The following is a 26,495-nucleotide window of genomic DNA, read 5'->3' as shown; positions in this document are numbered from 1 at the left end:
GCAAGTTTTCACAAAAGAGAAGAGTATATCAATAAAATTGAAGCAGAAATGCCGAATATTCATTTAGAGTTTCTCCCGGAATATAGCCCAGATTATAATTTAATTGAATTGGTCTGGCACTCGACAAAAGAATATATTGCTAATCGGCTATTTAAATCAATTGAAGACCTAGAATATTTATTACATCAACTCTTAAATGAAGGAGCGTTAATTATTAAATGGGGACGAAAACTCAAAAATAAAGGCGATACTATTATCACAATTTAAATGCACAAGAGCTTAGTGCTTAAAATATACCCAAATTTGAGGTGAGAAACACAAATTTTTAGCCAGCGATCGCTATGAGTCTAACTATAGCAAAATAGACAGTAGACGAATATCATCCTATGATTGCGGTGGGTATAGAGAAGAACAATAAATATCTCAAAAAATTCAGCCATCAGTTAGAGGATTTCTCGCACAAGAATTTTTAGCGTAGAGATATCAATATATCTTCTCAAGAACTTCCCAGCTATGCCTCTTTACAAACTCGAAGAATTTGACCCTCAATACCGAGAAACATTTGGCGGTGATGATGTTAAAGGTTTAGAACTCTATACTGAGGGCGGAGTAAAAATTGGTTCCGTAAGTGATGCTTTAGTTGATCCAAATGGGCGTTTTCGCTATTTAGTGATTGACACAGGCTTTGATACTCTTGGTAAGAGAATATTACTACCAATCGGTCTTTCACGCATCAACTATCCCGAACAACGGGTATATGTCGATGGACTTAGTAAAGAGCAAGTGGAAAAGCTACCTGAGTACCACGAAAGCTATATAGTTGATGAAGACTATGAAGAAAGAGTACGCAGTGTATTTCGTCAGATAAATAGTAATGTAATTTACGATCGCAATACATATAATTATCAAACAGAACCTAATTTATACAATTTGAATGATCAATATCATCAAACACTTAGATTGTATGAAGAACGCCTCATAGCCAATAAACAGCGCGTTAAAACCGGAGAAGTTGCAGTTGGTAAACATACGGAAACTGAAACTGCACGAATTACAGTACCTGTTCAAAAAGAACGTGTTGTAATTGAGCGAGTTTCACCCACAGAAACAGGAACAGTCCTTGACCCCAATGAAGTGAGATTTCAAGAGGGTGAAGTAGCACGTATAGAAGTTTACGAAGAAACACCAGAAATTCGCAAAGAAGCCTTTGTTCGGGAAGAAGTACGAGTTAAAAAGGTAGTAGACAGAGATACCGTAGAAGCTGAAGACACAATTCGCCGCGAAGAGTTAGATGTGAATACTACAGGCGAGTTGCAGGTAGATAATGCTGCAAAAGATAGTCAAGGAACTATTTAGTTAAAAGCACAAAATTCAAAAAAATGTAGGGGCTTTTGACCTTGTTCTTTAGCCTCTATGTCTCTATTTGTATTATCCATAAATTGAAATAGTATGAGGCGGAAAAATATCTCCCTTTCGATAATTTTAAATTAAGGTACTTCATTCGAGAGAAAGATGTATAGAAGAGAATAAATTTTTACCTTAAGAATTGAAAGTTGATATAAGAGTTCAGAGGGAAAATATAATGTCTCTTTACAAATTAAATGAATTTGATCCAGACTATCGTGATACTCTGGAAGGTAATGATATTAAAGGTTTAGGCGTATATACGGAAGGAAATGATGAAAAGATTGGTACAGTCAATGATGTTTTAGTTGATGATGAAGGACATTTTCGCTATTTAGTTGTTGACTTAGGTTTCTGGATTTTTGGTAAAAAAGTATTATTGCCGGTAGGTCGTAGCCGCATTGATTATGGGCGCGATCGCGTTTATGCTGTGGGTATGACCAGAGAGCAAGCAGAAGACTTACCAGAATTTGACGAACGCCAAGTTGATTACGATTATGAAGAACGAGTACGTGGTGTTTATCGTAATCCCCAATATAGTACCACCCCTGTAGATACAGCCACACCTCTAGATACTACTGCAACATTAGATACAGGTTTTACAGCTACTCCAGCAACACCAACCACACCAACTTTCACCCGCGATACCTATAATTACGAGCAAGAGCCTTCTTTATTTGGATTAAATGAACAAGACCATCAAACCTTGAGATTATATGAAGAACGGCTAGTTGCTAATAAGAGAAGACAAAAAACAGGTGAAGTTGCTGTTGGCAAACATATCGAAACTGAAACTGCTAGAGTTTCCGTACCAGTGGAAAAAGAGCATGTTGTCATTGAACGCATTACCCCAGATGATGCTGGTAGAGTTGTTGCGCCTGGAGAAGCTGACTTTCGTGAAGGCGAATTTGCGCGTGTAGAAATTCACGAAGAAACTGCTGACATTCGCAAAGAAGCATTTGTCCGTGAAGAAGTTCGAGTCCGAAAAGTGGTAGAGCAAGATACCGTTGATGCTCAAGAAACAATACGTCGGGAAGAGTTAGATGTCAATGCTCCTGGACTCCCAATTGAAGAACGCTAATTAGTTGAGGTGTGTTCAGTTTTGTCATTAGTCATTTGTGCTTTATCCTTAGTCAATACAAATGACTAATGACCAAACAACTTTCACAAGTTGTATTAGAGAATATTTAGTATGGAACAAGCTAATTTAGCAGAATTTTCTGAAGGAAAAATTGTGCGTTTACTAGAAGAACATTTAGTAGTTGATACTAATATACATAAAGTTGGCGAAGTAATTGTTCGCAAAGAAATTGAAACGAGGATAGTACAAGTACCCGTCCGGCGGGAAAAATTAATTGTGGAACAAGTTAGCCCACAATATAAGCAACTAGCAGAAATAGATTTAGCATTAGAGGAAATTTCGGAAATTACTTTAACTGCAATTGAAGATGGTGCAGTTGGTAATTTTGTTGGTGATTTGACGGTGAATGGAGAGTTTAGCTCACCCAAAATTGCTAGTTTAATTTTAAATGCGATCGCTCTCGAAAAAAATCACGGCTGTCAACGTGTGCGAATCTCTATTTTATGTGACAATGAATCACACAAACAAAAATATCAAGAGTGGTTTGACCGTTGCTCCAAAGGTCAACAGCCTCAATCTCTTTCATAAGTTTCTAGCAGATGATTAATAGTAGGTTGAGAATTTCTCAGCCTACTTTTTTATATATTTTATTAGCCATTAATAAAGCTCCCAAGAATTTCCTTGAGGAGCTTACTGAGTGTGAAACAGTAAATGACTAAAATCTATCTTTGCAGATTTAGCTTTACATCTTCCCAAAGATAGGGTTTATTGTCAATTAAATTTTTTATAGAGAAATAAAATGCAACATTAGATACTGACAATTCAAAAATATTTCATCATTCAGGGATACTAGAGACAAGATAGATGTTTGGAGCAAACCATATTCTTATTTTCTATATCTCACGTTAGAGGACAAAAACTGCTCAAAAGATAGAAGAAAAAACAATGATGAAAATATAATCTCAGTATATAAATCAATTCGTGATTTTATTTTATTGCTAAGTTTAACTAGCTGTAAAATTTGGTGTTAAATCAAATTTTGCTATTTAAAAAAGGAGATATTTAATTGTGAATTATACAAGTAATATTTATACTCACTGGAAACAGGCTAAAGGTGCGATCGCGCTTACATTAATGGCAATATTCCTCCCGGCTTGCAATTATAACGAACCACAGGCCATCACTCCAGCCACACCCCAGCAACAACGTAACCAAGTTAGTCGAGAAGTAGTAGACAACGAAATTGCAGAAGTAACAGATAAAACAGATGAACTCATCGGTAAAACTGTCACAATTAGAACGCAACCGATTAGATTAATTGGCCCTACAAGCTTTACAGTTAATGATAAAGAGCTATTTGATAGTCAAAATATTTTAGTGATTAATGCCACAGGCAAGCCTTTTACATTGCCCAGTACAAATGATATACCCCTGCAAATTACTGGACAAGTTCGCAGATTTGATTTAGCAAAAATCAATCAAGATTATAAATTAGATTTGCAGTCTGAATATTACAGCGATTATGATGATCAACCCGTAATTGTTGCCAAATCACTAGCTTTATCTCCTAACCCCGGTGAACTGACTGCCAACCCCAGCGCCTATTATGGTAAAAAACTCACTGTAACTGGTGAAGTTGAAAATATTAGTAGTGCGATCGCATATACCTTAGATGAAGACAAATTATTTGGTGGAGAAGATTTACTCATACTCCACACCAAGCCACAACCAAGAGTGAAGCAAGGAGAACAAGTAACTGTTTCTGGTGTATTACGTCCGTTAGTAATTGCCGAATTAGAGCGAGACTATAACCTAACTTGGGATTCAAATTTACGGAAGCAATTGGTAGCAAAATATCGAAATCAACCTGTATTGATAGTTACGAATTAGTCCTTATACTAAGTTGCGTTCAGAAATATTATTCCTACTCCCAGCCCAAATTACTATCTTTTAGGACTTACGCAAAAAAACGAAAAAATAAGGTTTTAGAACAGGGTGCAGGGGTGTGAGGGTGTAAGTATTCAAAACCCTTACACCCCCACACCCAATCCCCACAGACAATTTTGGTGCGTAAGTCCTGTCTTTGATTGCAACTTGGTATTAACATCTTCAAAGTAAACGGCGTTCTTCACCCCACTTGCGTAGTCTGAACGCCAAAAGCAACATCAGAACACCAAACATAATCGCATAAGCAGCCGTCATCCATAAAATTACTAACGCTCCTGCAATCGGCCAGATAATCAGTAGCACGCCAAAAACCAGAGATGCAATCCCCGCAGCGATGAGCAACCATTCATCGTCAATTTCTTGGCGTAAATGGTTGGCTGCAATAATCTCAAATATACCTGTGATAATTGCCCAAGCCGCTATGAAATAAAGCAAAACTAATGCTGTAATTCCCGGCCAAATAAATGCCATAACTCCCACTGCAATTCCAATTGCACCTTCAATTACCAATAACCAGCCGTGGATGTTACCGAGATGGTCTTTAAATCCAGCGATCGCTAATAATATTCCACCACCTAGCGCAAAGGCCGCAAACAAAAATACCAAGGCTGTTAAGGTAATTCCTGGCCAAAATAATGCTGCTAAACCAAATATGATGGCGAGTGTTCCCCGCAATGCGAGTGTCCACCAGTGTTTTGCTAACCGGGTTCCTATTCTCATAGTCTTTCAAAGCTTTTCCCTACCAGAAGGGCTTGGTCATTTAAATCAATGATGGAAATTTCTGGCTCTTCTTCCATCTGACTAATGCTGTATGGTGCGAGATGGATGAATATTGTTGGATGAGGGTGTAGGGGTGTACTTATTCAAAATCCTTACACCCCAAACCCTTTCACCCAATCTCCACAGATAATCTTTGTGCGTAAGTCCTGTTACATAAGGGCTGTGCAAAAACTTTCAATATGGCCTTGCAGTTTTTACGGCAGTTGTGACATACTCGGAAAATAAATACGGTAAATCTATCGAGTTAGTGATGTTTACTAATTGAACAGCCTATTACCAATGGTTTCTGAATGGTAGAAACCACTAGATTTATCTGTGAAATCAATCTCAAAGCCAAATTTAAAATCAAAAATTGTTTGACTTTCTTTGCTCACCATACAGCCAGGAATAAACAATGTTAAAAGACGCGCAAGGCCTTGAAGTTACGACAGACTCACCAGCAGCGATCGCAGCTATCAACCAATTTATAGATCAATCCCTCAGTTATGGCAAAGATATTGAAACTGTGATTCTGGAAGGTGTGAAAGCAGATCCAGGTTGTGCAATGCTTTATGCCTATACAGCAGCTTATTATCTGACGCAAGAAAATGCTCAGGCGTGGAAACAAGCAAGACCTTATTTACAAGCGGCGCAAGGGCTGTTATTTGGGATCACCAAACGAGAACGATTGTATATCCAGGCGATCGCAGCTTGGGCAATGGGAGCAGTTGATCAAGCGATCGCCTTACACGAAAAAATAGCAGCAAATTATCCGCGTGATTTAATTTCGGTGCAGCAAGGACAATATCACTACTTCTATTTAGGGGATCAAGAAAGATTACTCAAAATAGCTCAAAACGTTCTCAGCGCCAATCCAGACAACCATTATCTATACGGTATGGTGGCCTTTGGTTTAGAACAATGCCATCAACTAGAACAAGCCGAAGCAATGGGGCGAAAAGCCACAGGTATCAATCGCCGTGACCCTTGGGCGCATCATGCAGTTGCCCACGTTATGGAAACTCAAGGCAGAGTAGATGAAGGTATTGCTTGGATGGAAAGTCTGGCAGATACCTGGGAAAACTGCAACTCTATGTTGTACACCCATAATTGGTGGCATGTGGCGCTTTATTATTTAGAACGAGGCGACATCCAACAAGTATTAGCCCTATATGATGCTTATGTGTGGGGTCGAGCCAGAAAAGAATCTCCCAAGGATCAGGTAGGAGCGATCGCATTATTGCTCAGACTAGAGTTGCGCGGTGTTGATGTTGGTAGTCGTTGGCAAGATATCAGCACCTATCTGTTTCCTCGAATTAATGAACATGCTTTACCCTTTCAAGACTTGCACTACATTTATGCCTTAGCCAAAGCTAGACAATTTGACTGGGTAGACGAGATGTATTTGAGTATGCAAAAACATACTCAAACCATCAATCCATACTTGCGTCAGAATTGGTTAGAAGTCACAATTCCAGCAGCTAGAGGTATGATTGCTCATGCTAAAGGAGACTATGCCAAAGCTAAATCTGAATTAAAAATCGTACTACCAAAACTGCATCGGATAGGTGGTAGCCATGCTCAAAGAGCCTTATTTGAGCAAGTATATCGAGATGCAGTTTGGCATAGTGAAAAACAAAGTCAGGTTTATGCAGTGGTGGCTAGGTGATAGGTTACAGCTATTAATCTTGGCGGGGCGCTCATTGGCTTGGGTGTGACAGCCTTACTTTTTGTCCCGATGGCGATCGCTATTAAACTTGATAGTCCGGGGCCAATCCTGTTTAGTCAAATTCGCTGTGGCTGGATGGGTCAAAAATTTCGGATCTGGAAGTTTCGCTCAATGGTGACAAATGCGGAGGTACTCAAAACCAGCGTTCCTAACCAAGCTTCTGGTGCTTTTTTCAAAAATGATCATGACCCACGAATTACCCGTGTTGGGCGCTTTCTTCGCAAAACCAGTTTAGATGAATTTCCCCAATTTTGGAATGTTCTTATCGGCGATATGAGCTTGATTGGAACTCGTCCACCAACGCCCGATGAGTTAGAAAAATATGAAGTGAGCAATTGGCAAAGATTGGATGTGAGACCGGGAATTAGCGGTGAATGGCAAGTTAATGGTTGTTCAAAAATCCGTAACTTTGAGGATGTAATTGAACTAGATTTGCGTTATCAACAGAATTTGAGTTTACTCTACGATTTCACATTAAAGTTATAATCGTGAAGTAGGAGATAAAAACTGTCTGTTACTCAAAAAGAAAATAAATTTTTAAGTAAATAGAAAGATGCCAATAAACCGAAGTATGTAACAAACAATAAACTTGCCTAAAAACCTTTTCTCATCTGCCTTCTGCCTTGTTATAACGACAGTTTTTAACACAGACATATTTAGTTGTTATTCATAATTGCTTGCTGATTGCATCCAGTCATTAAATCAATAAAGCTGGGTAAATTCCACATTTTGCCATCAGGCTTTTCAAATTCGTAAAGTCCATCACTAAAAACATACAATTTACTGCTAAGTTGAATATCACATATAGCATTATAGTATTGATTTTCGGCATATATTCCAATAGGCAAGTTGGGGGTAATTAATTGTTGTACTTGTAAATCAGAATCAGTTGTAGGCGAAAATAATAAAGCGGGTGGATGGCCTGCACTAGCATAAGTTAGCTGAGAAGAAATTCGGTTAAAAACCCCATACCAGATAGTGAAGTACTGGTTATTTTGTTTATCCATCTGAAACACTTTATTTAAGCTGTGAAAAACTTCAGATGGATTATAGAGATTAGTTTGAGGTAGAGATTGCGATCGCAACAAATTATGTATAGAAATTGAAGGCAGAGCCGCAGCCAATCCATGACCAGAAACATCAAGTAAATATATTGCTAAATTATCCTCATCTAACCAATAATAATCAAAACAATCGCCGCCTAATTGACGGCAGGGAAAAAACCGAGAATTAATACTAATTAATCCTGATAGTGGTTTGGGAAGAATAGACTTGACATAATCAGCAGCTTCATTTAATTCTGTTTCTAAAAGCTGTTTTTGCAATTGTAAATCTTGAGCTAATTTCTGGAGTTCTTGATTTGTTTGATATAGTCTTAATCCCGCTCTAACCCTTGCTTTTAGCTCATTCACATCAATGGGTTTACTCAAGAAATCATCTGCACCTGTATCTAAACCTTCAACGCGGTCTTCTACAGCCTTGCGGGAAGTGAGCAAAATAAAGAAAGTTGATGATAACGATGGTTCCGATTTAATTTTGCGGCACAGTTCTAAGCCATCCATTTCATCCATTTGCCAATCTGAAATGATCAGCGCCGGATAGTGTTTATGAGCTTGTTCTAATCCTTGTATTCCACTAGATGCCAGAATTACTTCATATCCCTGAGCTTGGAGAGCTTGTTTTAAAACTAGTTGGATCAGGCGATCATCATCAATTACTAAAATTTTTACGGGAGAATTAGATATTTCAGCCATACTTTAGAGAGATTAGTATATTTATGAGTGAGTGTCACAGGTGGAAAGATTTTGTAAAGTCGTAACGACCTTTTTATATTCCCTTTCTAACTGCTGAACCAGAACAGAAATTTGCTCTAATGATTGATCTAGGGCAGAATTTTCTAAAGTTTCACAGATATCGCCCAGGTTCACAGCACCAATACTCACACTAGGCGATCGCAAAGCATGAGCCGCTTTTTGCAACTTTATTCTGTCTCCCACTTTCATAGCCTCTTGAATTATTTGGATTCTCATTGGAGTATCTTCTAAGTAGACTTGGATCAGTTCAGCGACTAAATTCTCACCATCACTACCAGCCATGTTTTTTAGCTCTTGCAGAAAACTTAAGTCAATTACTGCTGCTACGTCAGATTCTGGCGTGATGGAGGCTATTGCAGATTCAGGTACATCTATTGGCTCAGAGGGGGCTGCATCTTGATATTGCTGAATATCATACTTTTTCAGCACATCTTCCAGCGCCTCTAAACGAATGGGCTTACTGACGTAATCATTCATCCCAACTCTTAAGCACTCTTGACGATCTTCTAAACGGGCATGGGCAGTCATCGCAATTATCCAGGGTTGAGTATGAGGAGAGAATTCCTGACGAATGCGGATAGTAGTTTCCCAGCCATCCATTTCCGGCATTTGGATGTCCATAAACACAACATCATAGAATTGCCGTTGCAAAGCTTCCAGGGCTTCACGTCCATTATTTGCCACATCAGCCCGAAAACCCAACCGATGCAGCATTTTGAGCGCAATTTTTTGATTCACCAACACATCTTCTACCAAAAGAATCTTCAGTGGCAAATTTTGCCCTAAGTTGTCATTAATTCTGGGTAGATGTGGTGTAGGTAAGCGGGAGTAAGAAGGAATGGTAACTTGAGCATCAATTCTTTGAGTAGACCAACTCCCACGGACAATTTGTAAGAGGGTATTGTGTAACTGGTACTGTCGCACAGGCTTATGCAAAAAGGCCGTAAACTCAGTTGCTACCTGCTTGACCTCTAAGGTTTGCTTACCTTTAAAACTCAACATCACCAAAGGTAGATTTTTTTGTTTGGGTATAGCTCGAATTTGATCTGTCAGTTCCTGAATATTCAGCTGGGGGCTATCGATATCCAATATAGCTAGGTCAAAGGCTGGTTGTTGCTTGATTAAACACAGGGGAACAGCCTTTAATTCTATTGCTTGGACATGGACTCCCAAGCTCTGAAGTTGCCAGGTTAAACATTTCTGTAAATTGACGTTATCTGCTGCCAGTAGTAATCGCTTACCAACAAGCTCTGGATAAATACTGCAAGAACCATCAATCGCCGAAGGATCAACTTGTAATGTGAGGGTGAAATTGAAAGTAGAACCTTGACCAATTTCACTTTCTACCCACATTCTGCCCCCCATAATCTCGCTCAGGCGCTTGCTAATTGCTAAACCTAAACCTGTGCCACCATAACGCCGATTCATGGAAGCATCTATCTGACTAAAGGGCTTAAATAGTCGATCTAAGCGATCGCTGGCAATTCCTATACCTGTATCACTCACCGCAAACAGAAATTCATAATATACATGATCTCCAATTGTGGTTTCTGGCTGGTGAACTTGTTGCTGCACGGTGATTGTGATAACGACTTCTCCAACTGTGGTGAATTTCACTGCATTGCTGACTAAATTCCAGAGAATTTGGCGTAAGCGGGTAATATCACCAATAATTAAAGTCGGTGTATGGGGTTGGAATTGGTACATCAATTCGATACCTTTCAAGGCTGCTTGGGGAGCCAGTAAATCTAAGGCTTCCTCCACGCAAACTTGCAAGTCAAAAGGTTGTTCTTCCAACTCTAAATTTCCAGACTCTATCTTAGAAAAGTCGAGGATGTCATTGATAATCGTTAATAAGGCATCTCCACTGTTACGGATAGTTTCTACATAATCGATTTGCTCAGGCTTCAGGGGAGTATCCAAAAGTAATCCCGTCATACCGATGATCGCATTCATGGGAGTGCGAATTTCATGACTCATAGTGGCGAGAAAATTACTCTTGGCCAAATTTGCAGCCTCAGCTGCTTGCTTGGCAACACTAAGTTCTTTGTTTTGCTGTGCTAACAGATTGGCTTGGTGAGTTTCTTGCGCCAGCAATTGTGCTTGGGTGAGGGCAATACCCATTTGATCGGCTAGGTGTTTGAGGAGATCCAGTTCTAACTCAGTCCATTGTCTAGGGTGAGCGCACTGATGGGCAATTAATAATCCCCACAAATCTTCCCGCACCAAAATTGGGACAACCAGATTGGCTTTTACCTGAAACCTCTGTAAAAATGTTACATGGCAAGGTTGTAATGCTGCTTGCTCTATATTAGAAATGACGCTAATCCTTCCCTGACGATACAAATCTAGGTATTTGTAAAAACAAGGATCGTAAATATCCTGATCCAAAGTGGCTGACCAACCTGAAATTACTGCCTCTTGTACAACTTTACCCGAACCATCAGGATTCATTTGGAAGATTAAAACGCGATCGGCTTGCAAAATACGCTGCACTTCCGTCACTGTTGTCTGGAGAATTTTTTCTAATTGTAAGGATTGGCGAATTTCTTCCGTAATTTGCTTGAGCAAAAGAGCGCGTTGGTATTGCTGCTGTAGCTCTTCTTCTGCCTTTTTGCGTTCAGTAATATCTAAATGGGTTCCCACCATTCTCAGAAATTTCCCTTGGAAATCTCGATTTACTAACTTACCCCGATCTAAAATCCATTTCCATTTTCCTGATTTAGTGAGAAAGCGTGCTTCTGCCTCATAAAAAGGCGTATGACCTTTGAGGTGAGCTATCAGCCGTTGTCGCATCAAAAACCGGTCTTCTGGATGGATTAACCCATTGGCAATTTTAATATTGTCTTCTAGCTCATCTGGATGATAACCCAGCATTGTGTACCAGCGTGAGCTACGATAAACTTCTCCAGTAGCTAAATTCCAGTCCCAAAGACCTTCTTCTACAGCATCTAGCGCCAATGTTAACCGTTCTTCACTTAATTTCAGGGCATTTTCTGATTGTTTTCTCAGGGTAATGTCACGATATTTCCACAAGTGACCATAAAATTTGTCATCAACAATAATGGGTACATAGTCTTGTTCAAAAATTCGCCCATCCTGGAGTTGCCATTCTTGATTGACAACTATCTCTCTTTGATTTAGGAACTCATGTACACGCTGGATAAATTTTTCTGGCTCCACAAACAGCTGTTTGCTCATTTCGGATGCTTGGCGACAATCCATGCCTTGTAAAGCTTCTGGAGGCAGGGAAATACCAAATAGATCGCAGAATTCTTGATTTGTCACAACAACGTGGCGGTTTTCGTCTTCTAACAAAACACCAATTTGCAGACTTTCAATTAGTGTTGTTAATCGTGAAGCTGTGGCTCTTAATTCAGCTCGTTGTTCTGTGAGTTTCGTGGTCAGTTTTTTGGCATCTGTGAGAGCAGAATTTTTGGCTTGTAAGAGAAATAGATAATCTGAAACTGAGTCGTATAAAGGAAAATCATCAATACTCAGTTCTAGTTGTTTGAGGGCGGTAATATCTGTAATCCAGGGAGAACCAAGAAATACTAGATGATTGTTTTCCTCCACACATACTATCTGTCCCTTGAGTTGCATATCTTTGTGGAGAGATTGCAAAAGAAACAGCGATCGCGTTTGTTGGCAAATGGCCTCAAAACTAACTGCACAGTTGGGGCGCTTGATGCGGAAATGTGCTTCTAGGGAGCTATTGAGGATGGTCATCGGTTCGAGAATCCTCTGAAGTACCTCACCCACCTGGATAATCTGCATTTCTTGATTAATTACCAGATGGAAGGGAAACAATGCTGCAAATTGGTCAGCACTAAAACTGAATTGCCTTAACGCGATCGCCTCATTATTTGTCATCAGATTGCGTATCTGTGTATTTAATAGCAAAGGTATCGTGAGCATCTCCTTGTTCACGAAAACTTATTTGGGTAATATCTATATCCGTATGAAAACGTTTTCCTAATCCATGCAGTAAACCAATCACCATCGGTGCTAATCCTTGCCGAGTAGATTGGTAGTGGAGATTCATAGATTGTTCACTGGTGTGTTCACACTCAAAAGATGGGGGACTAAGTTGAGAAAAACTTAAACCTACCCTCGCATGGAGATTATCCAAATTCTCGATAAACTGAGGTAAGGAACTTCCAGCACTATCTAAAAGTTCCCCATAGCCTTCTTTGGCAGTATAGTTAACCCAATATTCTCCAAAAGCTATCAAAATTTCCTGTGCAGGCATACTCAACACCTCACAAGCCGCTTCAACCAAACTATAGGTAACATCGTCAGAATAACCATCCATACCAATAAAAAAGTCAATATCTTCCAGTCCTGCCGTGTATTTAATAGTTTCCCAAATATCCTCTCCGTGGCACTCACAAATCATATCTTGAATTGCTTTGTTCACTAGCCCGTACATTTTCTTACCTTGCTTGTGTAAAAGTGTGATTTATTGCTTAAGTAACTTGTGGGCTGTCGCCAGTATTTCTGATTTGATAAAAATTGAATATATCCTATAAAGTCAATTTCCTAAAATTTATAACTTTCCGGCTTACCTTTTGTCCACTTAAATTAATAAGTATAAAATCAACAAGCTGAAAGCTAAATCATCTATTTAGCACACACAAAAGATTCTGAAGGCAGTTAAGCGCGTTTAGAGGTATGAGGGAAAGAATCTAAACGACAATTACATACAATACCTTTGTCAAAATAAGAGCCTACAAAAATTTTGGCAAAAACGGCAAAATGACTCATACATAAGCGTTTAGCTTACAAAGTAGCTAGGAAGCTCAAACCCTTGAGACTGCGTGCAATATATGAAAAAATGCTTACGGGAAACCTTGAAAGAATTTTTAGGACTTATTGTTTTTGCCCAGCCTTGGAGAAATGGGAGTTTATAGATAAACTCACCTTCATAAAAAGTGCTGAGTTAAAAGTGCTGAGTGCTGAGTTAAAAAGACCACCCACACTTCGACCCTTCTCCTACCGGAGACGCTACGCGAACGACAAGCTCAGGGCATCGCAAGGGGTGGGGTATCAACCTTCTCTCGGTAATAGGATTCCGCTTAACATCGGGCGGGGCTTTTACCATAGTGCAGAAGTACTTCCTTCCTCTTTCTTCTTACTCAGCACTCAGCACTCAGCACTCAGGACTGAGCGTTGTAAATTGGCAAAGGTATTGTATAAGTTAAGTGTTATTTAACCTTGAGGAGTGGATTGATTATGATGCGTTGGCTCACAGCAGTTACACAACGAAATCTGTTGAATATGGCTGTTGTCATATTTATCGCCCTAGCTAGTAGTTTCACTCTACCTACTCCTGTTTGGGCTGCTTCTAGCTTGGGAATTGATCATGGTCATCTAACCGCTTGTCCGAGTTCGCCAAACTGTGTTGTAAGTCAAGGTGCGGATGCAAAACACGCCATTGAACCGATCGCTTATCATGTAGACCGGGATACAGCACGCGCAACCTTACTCAAGGTTCTCACCGTTGTTCCTCGAACAGAGGTGATAGAACAAACAGATAATTACATTCACGCTCTTTCTAAGAGTCGCATCTTCAAATTTATTGATGATGTGGAGTTTTATTTTCCTGAAAATGAATCAGTGATTCATATCCGTTCTGCGTCTCGTGTCGGACAATCGGATCTTGGTGTCAACCGCACACGTGTAGAGCAAATTCGTCTGGCTTTGCGCGATTTAAAGATTTAAGTTGCAGTGCGATCGCTCAGTTACCAATTACTTCATAGCCTGCCTGAATTGCAGTATTGTAGATTGTAGCGATCGCCTCATAGTCTGATAAATCCACAGCCGCAAAACCCTTGACACCAACTTTGGTCATAGCAATTTGAAGTTCTGCATCAGGTCGGAGTAAGGCTGCTTGAATCTGCTCAATCACTGATTTATCTAAATGTGGTGCAGCGACTAAAGGCGGTATCGGACATGGGCCAATCACTTCTATCACTCGCAAATGTTCAGATAACTCAGGAAAATCTCGTAGTTCTTGTTCCAAAACTACACTATCAATCCCCGCGCAATCTGCAAGCCCATCCACCACCCAACGTATCGAACGCTGGTGAAATCCTGATGCTATTGTCTGTCCAAAAAAGTTTTTTGGGTGTTGACCTTGTAATAACCGATGTCGGAGCAGATTATAGCCACTATTAGAGCCGAGGTCGTTGTAACACAGAGTTTTACCAGCCAAGTCTGCAAAACTATACAGATGACTATTGGCATTCACAATCACATCCGTAAAGTAAACAGGATGGTTTTGATAACGTGGTGCATCCAGCACTGGCGCAACTATTGGTTGTAGTTGATTTTTCGCTACTTGATTATATCTGACCAGAGGTAAACCACAAATAAACGCTAAATCTAGCTGGTTCGTTAAGAGTGTTGGGTCTTGTAGCGGGTCATATTGACTTGCTTGTAGTTGGGTTTCGACTCCCAAAATCCGACCAACATAACCCACAATTGCTTCATAAAACCCAAACCAACTCGGCGCTAAGTAAGATATGACCCGCAGCTTTGTTAGTTCACTCACTGATGACTCTCCAAATCCAATTCATTTTGTAGTGCGGGAACTATGATTAGCTTGCGATATGACCAATGAATGCTGAGGAAAATTAGACTCATCAAGGTCAAAAACATAATCTTGAAAACTATGCCATAGCTTTTAGTATGCGACCACAATCGCTGAAAAAACGCTGTCCCAATCAACACAGGCTGCCACAGGCTTTGATTAATGTTCTGAGAATTATTTAAGCCAATAGTTAAGGATGCTGTATTTTGCTGTGCAACTGTCATTATTACTACCTTTTGAGCTATGTCCTATAAATACGGTAATTCGATAGATTTAGTGATGTATATTAATATGGCATAGCTTGAGGCCACAAGCAAGCTTTTATCCAAAATGTAGAGATGTTGTATACAACATCTCTACGTATTAGATGGCAGAGAAATCATGTTTAGTAGAGCAAAAGAGTATCAGCCGCAATAGTAAATATTGATTCATTGTGATATTTGCAACGACTAATATAAGTGAAATACGTCAAGCGATCGCCAGAGTTAAAATAAATGTAAAAGTTTAGCAAAAATACTCATAATTAATAATCACTGCCAACTAATTCCCCATACAGCTTTATGGCTGTGATATTATGGGAGACTGCTGCATATATTTAGAAAAACTAGAAAAATAGATCATGGCTCTGACGCAACAGCGCAAACAAGAAATAATTTCCAACTTCCAAGTTCACGAAACCGATACTGGTTCGACTGATGTCCAAATCGCAATGTTAACAGAGCGAATTAACCGCCTCAGCGAACACCTCCAAGCAAACAAAAAAGACCACTCTTCCCGCCGTGGTTTGCTTAAGCTGATTGGTCATCGTAAACGCCTGCTGGCTTATCTCCAGCAAGAAAATCGGGAAAAATATCAAGCTTTGATTGCTCGCCTTGGTATTCGTGGATAGGGACTATCGCTTATGTCTGCTGAAGAATCTGAACGCAGTCGTTTGCCTTTTGAACCGAACAAAAAACGCCAAAAACCTGTAAAAGTTCAAAAAAATCCCATCAAATCCAATATTTCCACAGAATCAGCCAGCCAGAAACCGCCATTGACAAAAGAAGAAATGGCTATTCCCAAAGTGGTGAGTCAGAGGATGATTCGGCGGGTGGCATTTTTTTGTGGTGTCCCCACAGCGTTAGGGATTACTACATTAGTAGTTAGCTATCTACTAGCGACACAAGCCCAGATCAAAATAGCTCCTGTTGCCGTCTTACTGGTTAATATGGGGCTATTTGGTTTAGGTGTGTTAGGCATTACTTACGGCGTTCTTTCAGCCTCTTGGGATGAAGAAAGACCAGGAGGTTTACTCGGAATCAGTGAGTTTTCCACCAATTTCGGACGTATGGTAGCGGTTTGGCGCGAAACTCGACAAAAGAACCTCTGACAATTGGCGCTCAGGTATTCAGATAACTCAGTATTGGGTAATTTACGCATAAATGTTGAAGTTAAAGTTATATAACTTCAACATTGCTAATCCAGAAATCTACTATCTGATGTCACCCAATATCCAGTAGTTCCAAGACTGAGCGCCTTATTTTTTTACATATAGGACTTACGCACAAAGATTATCTGTGGAGACTGGGTGTGGGTGTGAAAGAGTATAGGGCTTCGCCGTGAGCGTCAGGCGAACGGTGTCAGGGTTTTGAATAAGTACATCCATTAACACGTCTGACGAAATAAGTTTAGTAAACGTAACCGACAGCAAAAGACTTCTAACTCTCTAACCTATAACCTGTAACCTGTAACTCATAACCTGTAACCTATAACCTGTCACCTGTCACCTAATAAATGTTAATTTCTCATCATTAAAAATTACGCGCCACACTGAGAAGTACGACAATATAGTTAAGCTTATTCATTTGATATTTCACTCAACTAATCAGGTAATTTAAGATGATCGTAGTCATGAAGATTGGTTCCCCAGAGGCGGAAATCAACCGCATTGACGAGGAACTAACTAGCTGGGGACTAACACCAGAAAAAATTATAGGTAAACACAAAGTCGTAATTGGTTTAGTCGGTGATACTGCTGATTTAGATCCCCTACAAATTCAAGAAATTAGCCCGTGGATTGAGCAAGTTTTAAGAGTAGAACAGCCTTATAAACGCGCTAGTCGTCAATTTCGTCATGGCGAAGCTTCAGAAGTGGTGGTGAATACTCCTGATGGTGCAGTTGTCTTTGGCGAACAATATCCGTTAGTGGTGGTGGCTGGCCCTTGCTCGGTAGAAAACGAAGAAATGATTGTGGAAACAGCACAGCGAGTTAAAGCCGCAGGTGCTAAGTTTTTACGCGGCGGTGCATACAAACCCCGGACTTCGCCTTATGCTTTTCAAGGACATGGTGAAAGTGCTTTGGATTTACTGGCCAAGGCGCGAGAAGTTAGCGGGTTGGGTATAATCACTGAAGTGATGGACGCTGCTGAACTTGATAAAATTGCGGAAATTGCTGATGTTGTCCAGGTAGGGGCGAGAAATATGCAGAACTTCTCGCTGCTGAAAAAAGTCGGCGCACAACCCAAGCCGGTGCTGTTGAAACGGGGAATGTCATCCACAATTGAAGAGTGGTTAATGGCGGCTGAGTATATTTTGGCGGCGGGAAATCCGAATGTAATTTTATGTGAGCGCGGTATTCGCACCTTTGACCGCCAGTACACCCGCAACACCCTAGATTTATCGGTAGTACCTGTATTGCGAAAACTCACACACCTGCCGATTATGATTGATCCTAGTCATGGTGTTGGCTGGGCTGAGTTTGTACCGGCTATGGCGATGGCTGCGATCGCATCTGGTACTGATTCTCTCATGATTGAAGTGCATCCCAACCCGAAAAAAGCTTTATCTGACGGGCCACAATCGTTGACACCAGAGCGTTTTGACCAGTTAATGCAAGAATTGGCTGTGGTTGGCAAAGCTGTAGGACGCTGGCCACAACCTGCAACCGCTTTGGCTTAAGGTAACAGGACTTACGCACCAAAATTATCTGTGGGGGTGTAAGGGTTTTGAATACTTACACCCCATACCTTTAGCAATTCCTTTAGTAGTGTTCTTTGTAGAGTACATCTCAGGTGTTACTAGTGCGATGTTAAGAAATCTAAATTCCAATCAATCGTGAACTTTTGCCAGTCTGCGCTAGGGTAGAAAAGGACACGTAATTTATCCATTCCTGCTTGTGTTTCTTTGCAAACGTCCAGCCGCCTTATTAAGCTTGGCTGTTTTACTTACTTCCCTAACAGCTTGTAGCAACACTCCAGCCGCTAAAAACCTGGAAAATTCTTTGGCGGCTGATCCTCGACTGCAAAACAACCCAGTTGTTTTTGGAGAAACTAGTAAAAACGAAGCACCAGCGCAAAATACAACAACAGTCCAGCTTCCTGCGGATTTTCCCAAAGAGATTCCCTTATATACTAATGCCACACTTCAGGAAGTTACACCTGCAAGTAATTCCAATAATCAAGTATCAACTCGTTGGCTGAGTTCTGACCCCAGCAATTTTATTACGAGCTTTTATCGTAGCCAGTTGCAAGATAATAACTGGCAAATTTCACAACAGCCAACTGATGATGTAGGTACTTTTGAAGCACGACGCAATGATTTGCTAGTCAAAGTATCTATCCAACCCCAATCTGTGACAAATCCTGCACCTAATCAACCACAAACAGCTACTAGCATAGTGATTGATTATGCGCCCAATAGTACCAATACTGCACAATCTCAGCCCACAACTAACAATACTCCCCAAGCTGGTGATCCGCAGTTTATTGGGCCAGTTGCACCTAACACTACAACTCCCCAACCCAACACTACACCCAATAATTCAACCACCACTGCAACTACAGCAGTATCTCAAGAATTTGCTGACCTCAACAAAGTACCACAAGAATTACGTCAACATATCCAAGATTTAGCCGCCTTGGGTGTGTTATCGGTGGAATCTCCCGCAAATAAGGCGAATACAAATAACACGAATTTATTTGAACCTGGTAAAATTATCACCCGCCGAATCTATGCGCGTTGGTTGGTTGCGGCTAATAATGCGATGTATCCGAACAATTCTACTAAGCAGATACGTTTGGCTAGTGAAAGTACGCAACCTGCTTTTAGTGATGTAGCAAAAACAGACCCAGATTTTGCCGCAATTCAGGGACTAGCTGAAGCTGGTTTAATTCCTAGTACCTTATCAGGAGATACAACCACAGTTTTGTTTCGTCCTGATGCACCTTTAACTAGGGAACAGATGATTTTATGGAAAGTGCCTTTGGATACTCGCCAAGCTTTACCCACGGCTAATTTAAATGCAGTTCAACAAACTTGGGGTTTCCAAGATGCTGGGAAAATCGACCCGAAGGCATTAAGGGCTATTTTGGCAGATTTCCAAAGTGCGGAACAATCAAATATTCGGCGAGTATTTGGTTATACGACGCTATTTCAACCGAAAAAACCTGTGACTCGTGCTGAGGCGGCGGCTGCTTTATGGTATTTTGGCACGCTAGGCGAGGGTGTATCTGCTGCTGATGCTTTGAAGGTGAAGCGATCGCCTGCCTGATTCTTCTTTATACAATATTCGTAAATCGTGAAAATTCAGTAAATATATTTTGCTGCGTCTTTATCTGCTGCGACTTTTTCAGTAAAATTGCAGAAATTTGGAACTGTAACTACAAATTTTAACCATCATTTAAAAATACAGTCGGTACATTTACCTTTTTCTCAAATATCTTTTTACTGGATACGCAGCAGATGAAAAAACAATTGTTGGCGGCTGGTTTTGTCGTTGTATCTTTGGTGTTGCCGCAGAAAGCTTTGGCTGCGAATTTTAGCCAGCTTTATGTATTTGGTGATAGCTTATCGGATACAGGTAATGTTTTCAATGCCACGGGTGGTACTTTTCCAGCAAGTCCGCCTTACTTTAATGGCCGTTTCTCTAATGGCCCTTTGTGGTTGGAATATTTTGGTAATCAGTTAGGATTAAACCCTGCTTTAATCACCGATTTGAATAATGGTAATCCCAGCCAAGGTATTAACTTTGCCTTTGGTGGTTCTTCGTCTGGTTTGGGTAATGCGGTTGTGAGAGATGCACCATTACCGGGAGTTTTAGGACAAGTAGGTGTATTTGCTCAGTCTTTATTGGCTAATAACCAAACTGCTGACCCAAATGCACTGTATGTTGTGTGGGGTGGTGCTAATGACTTTCTATTCCCTAATCCCGACGACTCATCAATACCAGTTAATAACATTACTCAGGCATTAAGTACCCTGGTGAGTGTGGGTGCAAGAAATCTTTTAGTGTTTAACTTGCCCGATTTAGGCAAGCTTCCAGGCGCTACTGTAGATAATCGAGTTCCGGCTAGTCTGACGCAATCAAGCAATAATTTTAATTTTAGCTTGCAAGCAACTGTCGCTGCTTTCAGTCAAAATTCCAATCTGAATGTTATTCCTGTGGATGTCAATTCTTTATTTAATCGGGCGATCGCATCTCCAGCGCAATTCGGGTTTAATAATGTTACTGACTCTTGCTTATCTCGGTTTGATATCTGCCGAAACGACCAAACTAAGTTTTTGTTTTGGGACGATTTTCACCCAACTACCACGGCGCATCAATTTATCGCAGATACCGCACTAGCCGCCATCCAAGCACAGGAAGTCCCCGAATCTTCTACAACTTTAGGATTATTGGCGCTTGGTGTTGTGGGTGGAGTTGGAATACGCAAGCGCCAACAAAAAAAGCTGGCTGTCACTCCAGCAAATCCGGTTCTTGACGCACAATTATCTCGTATAAAGGTTGAAAGCTAAACCAACCTAAATTATGCGAACCAACTTGAGTATGTGCTATCTCTGCATACTCATGTTTAATCGGGCTAGGTTTACCCGCAGCCTCAGCTAATAATTGTGCTTGACAAGAACGCTCCATTGTGGTGAACCACCAAGCAGCTTCATCGACTGAGTGACCAACAGTAAGTAAACCGTGGTTTTTCAGGATAATGGCTTTGTTTGTCCCCAGGGTTTGGGCAATGCGCTGTCCTTCCTGCGGGTCAAGCACTACACCTGTATAGTCATCAAATAAGCTGTGGTCTTGGTAAAAAGCACAAGCATCTTGAGTCAGGGGGTCAAGCAAGCGACCAAGGCTTGACCAGCTTTTACCATAGATAGAATGAGCATGGGCGGCGGCGACGACATCTGGTCTAGCTGCATGAATTTGGGAATGAATGGCAAACGCAGCCCGATTCACTGGGCGATCGCCTATAATTACCTCACCTTCTTGATTGACTAAAATTAGGTCACTGACGCGAATTAAACCAAAGTGCATTCCAAAAGGATTCACCCAAAAGTGTTCCGGCGTTTCCGGGTCGCGTGCTGTGATATGACCTGCAATTCCCTCATCAAAGCCATAGCGGGAAAATAACCGCAAGGCGGCGGCTAGTCTTTGTTTCCGGTGTAGGCGTTCTTCGGTAATAGAAGTAAATTTTGGTGGTTCAGGTGCGTTTGGTTTTTGTACAGATATTGTTTGCATAATTAAGCCAGTGGTGAATATTTATCGTTAGGATAAGGCAGAAGACAGAATAATTTTAATGAATGTGGGATTACGAACAGTTATTTAAGATTATTGAAGAATTGGTGATGCACCATTCGCCTAGCGGTGTAGAGGGTGAGATTAACCAATTTTTACTCCAGCAATTTGCTGCCCTGGGAGTAGAAGTTTGGAGCGATCGCGCTGACAATATTATTGCTAAAATTCCAGGGAAAGACTCTACTAGAGTGATCGCTATTACCGCCCACAAAGATGAAATTGGCGCAATTGTCAAAACAGTTGGCGAAGCAGGTAAAGTAGAAGTCCGCAAACTTGGCGGTGCTTTTCCTTGGGTTTATGGTGAAGGCGTGGTTGATTTATTAGGCGACAATGAAACTATCTCTGGTATTCTCAGTTTTGGTTCTCGCCATGTCTCTCACGAATCTCCGCAAAAAGTCCAACAAGAAGACACACCTGTAAAATGGGAAAATGCCTGGATTGAAACCAAGCGCACCACCGCCCAACTAGAAGCCGCAGGTATTCGACCAGGAACCAGAATGGTTGTTGGCAAACATCGCAAACATCCCATTCGCTTAAACAATCACATCGCCAGTTACACCTTAGATAATAAAGCTTCAGTTGCGATTTTGTTAGGTTTAGCGCAAACCCTGAAGCAACCAGCCTGTGATGTGTATTTAGTCGCCTCAGCCAAAGAAGAAGTCGGCGCAATTGGGGCGTTATTTTTTACCCAAAATCAGCAATTAGATGCGTTGATTGCTTTAGAAATTTGTCCCTTGTCTCCAGAATACCCCATACAGGATAATGAAAGTCCGGTGTTGCTGTCTCAAGATGCCTATGGCATATATGACGAAACCTTGAATTTACAATTGTGCCGTGCTGCGAAGCAACTAGATATAACCTTACAATTAACTATTCTCAGTGGCTTTGGTAGTGATGCTTCCATTGCGATGAAATTTGGTCATGTCGGTCGTGCAGCTTGTTTGGCGTTTCCCACACAAAACACCCACGGTTATGAAATTGCTCATTTAGGTGCGATCGCTAACTGTATTAATCTATTAAAAGGCTTTTGCGAAACATTCACCGAATAAAGCCGATGACGGGATTTGAACCCGTGGCCTGCTGATTACGAATCAGCTGCTCTACCACTGAGCCACATCGGCATACACGATTAGAAATTATAGCATTATTTACCAATGGTAGACCCAAATCCCAAAACCCGCCTAAATCCAGAACAATATGCCCGTCTCAAAGCAGAAATCGCCGCACCATATCGCGGCTTACGGCAATTTATCTATGTTGCTGTGGGCGCTTCTAGTTTTATTGGTGCATTTGTCTTCTTTTTTCGCGTACTTGCTGGCAAAGAACTTGAGACTGCTTTACCGAATTTAGCATTGCAAGTTGGAATTGTTGCCCTGATGGTCTTTTTGTGGCGCTGGGAAAAACGTCGGCAACTACCTAAATAGTGGAATAGTATAAATATTCAGTTAACATGATACGCCGTGATCACTATTTTCCTGTCTGAACTATACACAGACTCGACTCTTGGATATTCGCTATGAATCCACCATACTTTGATTCTATTGGATTGTGCAGGTGCGCTACCTGAAATGGAATACCCTGCTTGAGTCATTAAATTTTCAAAAGTATTGGAGTCGAGAACTGTACAATTAAAAGCTGTTAGCCCCTGTATCTGATGTTTGTTTAGGGTCATAGCTACCCTGATAAGTCGTAAAAATTCTATACCCTGGTAATACTAAAGCAATTCCAGTTTGACTATGAATTTCACCAGGATATTTATAAGGACTATCATCTGGTAAACTTCCACCAATGCGAAAACTAAAACCCAATACCCATACATAGAAACCAGGTAGTAGTAAATCCATGCTATATGCAATAGCTCTCATCGCTTCATTTTCTTTACCAGAAGAAGATTTTCTGCCTATAGCAATTGTTTTGGAGATATTTTTTGGGTTTTTGGTTTCTAACATAGATATTTCAATCACCAATAGTGATTAAGTGGATGTCAAGCGTTTCACTTGCCATTATGTATTAAGTGTTTTGCAACGCTGTAAACAGATCAGCAAAGATTGAGACTAATTTGTTTTAATCCCTCATATCTAGTATTAGTATATCTCAAAGATATATGGGATAAGAGTTTCGCATTATTGAAGGCGATTAGACAGAAATATCTGTCATCTTTTTACATAACTTAATATTTTTATTTTTTCTTAATTTTTTGACATAATCTGCAATAGAAAGAGAGAAAATATAAAAAAAATATTAGGAAATTAGGAAAAATCAAAATCTCTGCGAAAATGATAATTACTCAAACGGGGTCAGCCAATATAAAGACCCTGAAGATAAACAAATCATTTTTATATAGGGTCAAATACAATTTAAAGACCCTGGATTTAGGAAAAAACTAAAAAATCACCAGCGTCATAACTAACAGTTTGTTAGCTTGACGCTTTTAACTTTTTTAGGACTCAAGAACAAGAAAAATTTATTCCTTTAACTTAGACAATCTGTGTAACATATAACACATTGCGTAGAGAAACATTAGCGATTCCAAGTCAGGTTATCAGTACAATCAATCTCTGGAGGGTTGCTGTATTCTTCACATTTTGTTACAAAAGTACAAAGAACTTCTAGAGACGCACTAACTCATGTTCGGCGGACTAACTGGTTTACAAGATCCTAAAGGCACTGACTGGGGTGAGCGAATGCTCAACACAGTGGCCAGCCAAACGATTCGCCATCTGTTTACCCAAAGCGAGTCAGTAGAAGTCTTGGTACGCTGCTATCCCTCCAGTAAGTTGTTGCAAGGTAGCATTGATAGTTTCAAAATGAACGGACGTGGCTTGGTGATCCGCAAAGATTTTGCGGTGGAGGAGATGTCGTTTGAAACGGATGCAGTGGCGATAGATTTTGGCGCGGTATTAAGTGGCAAATTAAGCCTGAAGCAACCTACACAAGCGATCGCCCAAGTAGTATTATCCGAAACAGGCATTAACCAGGCTTTCAAGGCAGAACTCGTGAAAAAGCGCCTAGTTAACCTTGATGTACCTGCTTTAACAGAATTATCTGGTGGTCAGCCAGTTTCCTTTCCTGAAGTTCAGGTACAACTCTTACCAGAAAATCACCTGCGAATTACCGCCAAAGCCGATTTAAATAATGGCGAACTCGTTCCCATAAATATGATAGTTTCCATAGCTGTGGAAAGGCGGCGACGCATTTCTTTTAAAGACCCCCAAATTGACCTTGAGCAAGTCCCAGAAACGCAAAAAGCAATTTCTCAAACCCTGAGTGTGGCGCTGGCAGACATTTTAGATAATATGGTTGATTTAGATCGCTTTGACCTAGATGGAGTCAAAATGCGGCTCAATCGTTTAGAAACTGAAGGGCAAAAATTAATTTTCAGTGGATATGCGGAGGTTGAACGTATCCCTCGTAGCGGGGGTAGTGCAACTTAAAAAGTAAAAAGTGAAAAGATCATCCCCATAAACAAATTTAGGAGTTAGTTGCGTGGGCGGGTTTCCCACGCCAGTCGCCACCAATTTGAGAAGCAAAGCAACGTGCTGGCTCGACTCGAAGCAGTCTGGCGTTGGTTTGTGAGTATGATTCTTTTTCTTTCTTTTGTCTTGTTTGTTCAATACCGAAGTGATTTTCTGACATACTTACTACAAAGTTGCATGTTATTAACTTCAGTATTTCCAAAATTGCAGAGCGATCGCTAATCTTTTAGGGAACGTTAGGTAACGCACTTCCATCTATGATAAGGATTAAGACATTATTGAGGAGTGGAAGGCAATGAAGATTCTACCCATTAGTAGCATCATAGTGAGTCTCATAGCTGCAATTGGTGAATCGCCATTAGTGTTAGCAGTTCCTACACAAGTTGCATTGCAAGAAAATGTACAAATTACTCAAAAACAACCACAAAAACTAGCACAATTTCAGGATGATGGAAATTCCGAGCGATCGCAACTAGTTCAACAAGCAAACAATTTATTAAACAGTGGTGATTTAACAGGTGCAGAAAAAGTCTTACGTAGATTAATTAAAAAGTATCCCGACGATGCTTTTGGACATTTTCAACTTGGTAATGTACTGCGGCGACAAAAGCAACCAGAAGCAGCGATTACAGCTTATCAAGAAGCCCTTCGTCTCAAGCCAAAATATGCTTTAGCTTACAATGCGATCGGTGTTGTATATGCAACTCAAGACCGTTGGGATGATGCTATTAGTCAATATCGCAAAGCTTTAGAAATAAACCCTAGTTATGGGGAAGCCATGACTAATTTAGGACAAGCACTATGGCAAGTTAATAAAAAAGATGAGGCGGTTGCTTCTTTAGAAAAAGCTTTAAATATTTTTAAAACCCAAAGTCGCAATGATAGAGTTTACCAGATTGAACAAATGTTAAAACAAATTCGGGCTGCTGATAATCCTGGCGTATCTTGAAAAAGAATTCAGTATTAAAATGTAACAGGCAACAGGGAAATTCCCATAAATAAATTTCCCGGCAAGATTCAGATACCCGACTTCTTTAAGAAGTCGGGTATCTTTTTATTCATAAGACTAAGAGTCTAATACCGTTTCTTGATGACGATACAATTAATCAGTCTCTACAAAATTTATATTGTCAAGGAAATGTT

Annotated in this window: 25 protein-coding genes, 1 tRNA gene and 1 pseudogene; 17 read left to right on the top strand and 10 right to left on the bottom strand. The window is 40.5% G+C overall.

The genetic code is table 11. The features are described from left to right. From H6G28_RS21720 to H6G28_RS21700, 5 genes are all read left to right on the top strand, one after another. A partial coding sequence (locus H6G28_RS21720) for a transposase (protein WP_190674042.1) occupies positions 1-267 on the top strand: 267 nt, incomplete at its 5' end. A 246-nt stretch (positions 268-513) separates the two neighbouring features. Next, entirely contained in the window at positions 514-1,356 is an 843-nt protein-coding gene (locus H6G28_RS21715) for a DUF2382 domain-containing protein (RefSeq protein WP_190674039.1), read from the top strand. A gap of 226 nt (positions 1,357-1,582) precedes the next feature. Further along, positions 1,583-2,485 (top strand): DUF2382 domain-containing protein, encoded by a 903-nt coding sequence (locus tag H6G28_RS21710; protein ID WP_190674037.1) that lies wholly within the window; start codon positions 1,583-1,585, stop codon positions 2,483-2,485. Positions 2,486-2,596: 111 nt separating this feature from the next. Then, entirely contained in the window at positions 2,597-3,073 is a 477-nt protein-coding gene (locus tag H6G28_RS21705; RefSeq protein ID WP_190674034.1) for a DUF2382 domain-containing protein, read from the top strand. Between the two features lie 480 nt (positions 3,074-3,553). After that, positions 3,554-4,375: a hypothetical protein gene (locus tag H6G28_RS21700; protein ID WP_313949963.1), complete on the top strand. Its 822-nt coding sequence runs from the start codon at positions 3,554-3,556 to the stop codon at positions 4,373-4,375. Positions 4,376-4,594: 219 nt separating this feature from the next. On the opposite strand, the gene H6G28_RS21695 is transcribed toward H6G28_RS21700, so the two are convergent. Continuing rightward, positions 4,595-5,152 carry an HdeD family acid-resistance protein gene (locus H6G28_RS21695; protein ID WP_190674031.1) on the bottom strand — a complete coding sequence of 186 codons (558 nt, stop codon included), beginning with the start codon at positions 5,150-5,152 and terminating at the stop codon, positions 4,595-4,597. Positions 5,153-5,606: 454 nt separating this feature from the next. Here H6G28_RS21695 and H6G28_RS21690 point away from each other — a divergent pair, with 454 nt between their 5' ends. Then, positions 5,607-6,860, top strand: a complete 1,254-nt coding sequence (locus H6G28_RS21690) for a tetratricopeptide repeat protein (protein ID WP_190674029.1) — start codon at positions 5,607-5,609, stop codon at positions 6,858-6,860. A 12-nt stretch (positions 6,861-6,872) separates the two neighbouring features. Beyond that, positions 6,873-7,406, top strand: a pseudogene (locus H6G28_RS21685) (sugar transferase); the annotation flags it as partial. 170 nt (positions 7,407-7,576) lie between these two features. On the opposite strand, the gene H6G28_RS21680 reads toward H6G28_RS21685, so the two are convergent. The 3 genes from H6G28_RS21680 to H6G28_RS21670 are packed head-to-tail and all read right to left on the bottom strand — an operon-like array spanning position 7,577 to position 13,166. After that, positions 7,577-8,674, bottom strand: coding sequence for a PP2C family protein-serine/threonine phosphatase (locus tag H6G28_RS21680; RefSeq protein WP_190674026.1), 1,098 nt, complete (start codon positions 8,672-8,674; stop codon positions 7,577-7,579). Between the two features lie 21 nt (positions 8,675-8,695). Continuing rightward, entirely contained in the window at positions 8,696-12,607 is a 3,912-nt protein-coding gene (locus tag H6G28_RS21675; RefSeq protein ID WP_190674023.1) for a response regulator, read from the bottom strand. Further along, positions 12,597-13,166 carry a heme NO-binding domain-containing protein gene (locus H6G28_RS21670; RefSeq protein ID WP_190674020.1) on the bottom strand — a complete coding sequence of 190 codons (570 nt, stop codon included), beginning with the start codon at positions 13,164-13,166 and terminating at the stop codon, positions 12,597-12,599. Before H6G28_RS21670 ends, H6G28_RS21675 begins: the two co-directional genes overlap by 11 nt. Before the next feature lie 803 nt (positions 13,167-13,969). Between H6G28_RS21670 and H6G28_RS21665 the strand changes: the two genes are divergently transcribed. After that, a complete protein-coding gene (locus tag H6G28_RS21665; protein ID WP_190592639.1) occupies positions 13,970-14,458 on the top strand; it encodes a DUF1499 domain-containing protein in 489 nt (162 codons plus the stop codon). Positions 14,459-14,474: 16 nt separating this feature from the next. Here the strand turns inward: H6G28_RS21665 and H6G28_RS21660 are convergent, their stop codons facing one another. Both H6G28_RS21660 and H6G28_RS21655 read right to left on the bottom strand, forming a co-directional pair. Then, on the bottom strand, positions 14,475-15,290 hold the full coding sequence (locus H6G28_RS21660) for a phosphate/phosphite/phosphonate ABC transporter substrate-binding protein (RefSeq protein ID WP_190592640.1): 816 nt from the start codon (positions 15,288-15,290) through the stop codon (positions 14,475-14,477). Further along, positions 15,287-15,553 (bottom strand): hypothetical protein, encoded by a 267-nt coding sequence (locus H6G28_RS21655; protein ID WP_190592641.1) that lies wholly within the window; start codon positions 15,551-15,553, stop codon positions 15,287-15,289. Before H6G28_RS21655 ends, H6G28_RS21660 begins: the two co-directional genes overlap by 4 nt. Positions 15,554-15,948: 395 nt before the next feature. Here H6G28_RS21655 and rpsO point away from each other — a divergent pair, with 395 nt between their 5' ends. From rpsO to H6G28_RS21630, 5 genes are all read left to right on the top strand, one after another. After that, entirely contained in the window at positions 15,949-16,218 is a 270-nt protein-coding gene (gene rpsO / locus H6G28_RS21650) for a 30S ribosomal protein S15 (RefSeq protein ID WP_190592642.1), read from the top strand. A gap of 12 nt (positions 16,219-16,230) precedes the next feature. After that, on the top strand, positions 16,231-16,698 hold the full coding sequence (locus tag H6G28_RS21645; protein WP_190592643.1) for a PAM68 family protein: 468 nt from the start codon (positions 16,231-16,233) through the stop codon (positions 16,696-16,698). Between the two features lie 509 nt (positions 16,699-17,207). Then, positions 17,208-18,266, top strand: coding sequence for a 3-deoxy-7-phosphoheptulonate synthase (aroF, locus tag H6G28_RS21640; protein WP_190592644.1), 1,059 nt, complete (start codon positions 17,208-17,210; stop codon positions 18,264-18,266). Between the two features lie 217 nt (positions 18,267-18,483). Further along, on the top strand, positions 18,484-19,857 hold the full coding sequence (locus tag H6G28_RS21635) for an S-layer homology domain-containing protein (RefSeq protein WP_190674017.1): 1,374 nt from the start codon (positions 18,484-18,486) through the stop codon (positions 19,855-19,857). Between the two features lie 191 nt (positions 19,858-20,048). Further along, positions 20,049-21,101, top strand: coding sequence for an SGNH/GDSL hydrolase family protein (locus tag H6G28_RS21630; protein ID WP_190674013.1), 1,053 nt, complete (start codon positions 20,049-20,051; stop codon positions 21,099-21,101). Here H6G28_RS21630 and H6G28_RS21625 read toward each other — a convergent pair. Continuing rightward, entirely contained in the window at positions 21,043-21,819 is a 777-nt protein-coding gene (locus tag H6G28_RS21625; RefSeq protein ID WP_190674010.1) for a class II aldolase/adducin family protein, read from the bottom strand. The two genes, H6G28_RS21630 and H6G28_RS21625, sit on opposite strands and share 59 nt — an antisense overlap. A 62-nt stretch (positions 21,820-21,881) precedes the next feature. On the opposite strand from H6G28_RS21625, the gene H6G28_RS21620 reads away from it, so the two are divergent. Then, positions 21,882-22,925, top strand: a complete 1,044-nt coding sequence (locus H6G28_RS21620) for a M42 family metallopeptidase (protein ID WP_190674008.1) — start codon at positions 21,882-21,884, stop codon at positions 22,923-22,925. Here H6G28_RS21620 and H6G28_RS21615 read toward each other — a convergent pair. Beyond that, positions 22,926-22,997 (bottom strand) — tRNA-Thr (locus H6G28_RS21615). It lies immediately after the preceding gene. A gap of 33 nt (positions 22,998-23,030) precedes the next feature. On the opposite strand from H6G28_RS21615, the gene H6G28_RS21610 reads away from it, so the two are divergent. Then, on the top strand, positions 23,031-23,300 hold the full coding sequence (locus H6G28_RS21610) for a DUF3493 domain-containing protein (RefSeq protein WP_190674005.1): 270 nt from the start codon (positions 23,031-23,033) through the stop codon (positions 23,298-23,300). A 204-nt stretch (positions 23,301-23,504) separates the two neighbouring features. On the opposite strand, the gene H6G28_RS21605 is transcribed toward H6G28_RS21610, so the two are convergent. Then, complete coding sequence (locus H6G28_RS21605) at positions 23,505-23,825, bottom strand: hypothetical protein (RefSeq protein ID WP_190592650.1); 321 nt, start codon at positions 23,823-23,825, stop codon at positions 23,505-23,507. 678 nt (positions 23,826-24,503) lie between these two features. Between H6G28_RS21605 and H6G28_RS21600 the strand changes: the two genes are divergently transcribed. Next, a complete protein-coding gene (locus tag H6G28_RS21600) occupies positions 24,504-25,310 on the top strand; it encodes an LmeA family phospholipid-binding protein (RefSeq protein ID WP_190674001.1) in 807 nt (268 codons plus the stop codon). Between the two features lie 37 nt (positions 25,311-25,347). Here H6G28_RS21600 and H6G28_RS21595 read toward each other — a convergent pair whose 3' ends face one another. Next, positions 25,348-25,512: a hypothetical protein gene (locus H6G28_RS21595; RefSeq protein ID WP_190673998.1), complete on the bottom strand. Its 165-nt coding sequence runs from the start codon at positions 25,510-25,512 to the stop codon at positions 25,348-25,350. Positions 25,513-25,647: 135 nt separating this feature from the next. Between H6G28_RS21595 and H6G28_RS21590 the strand changes: the two genes are divergently transcribed. Further along, positions 25,648-26,301: a tetratricopeptide repeat protein gene (locus H6G28_RS21590; protein ID WP_190592653.1), complete on the top strand. Its 654-nt coding sequence runs from the start codon at positions 25,648-25,650 to the stop codon at positions 26,299-26,301. Positions 26,302-26,495 lie beyond the last annotated feature (194 nt).

Origin of the sequence: Nostoc sp. FACHB-190 (genome assembly GCF_014696905.1) — a bacterium.
Lineage (GTDB): Bacteria > Cyanobacteriota > Cyanobacteriia > Cyanobacteriales > Nostocaceae > Nostoc_B.
Note: the sequence above shows the minus strand (reverse complement) of the source record. Positions and strands in the feature narration are given on the sequence as shown.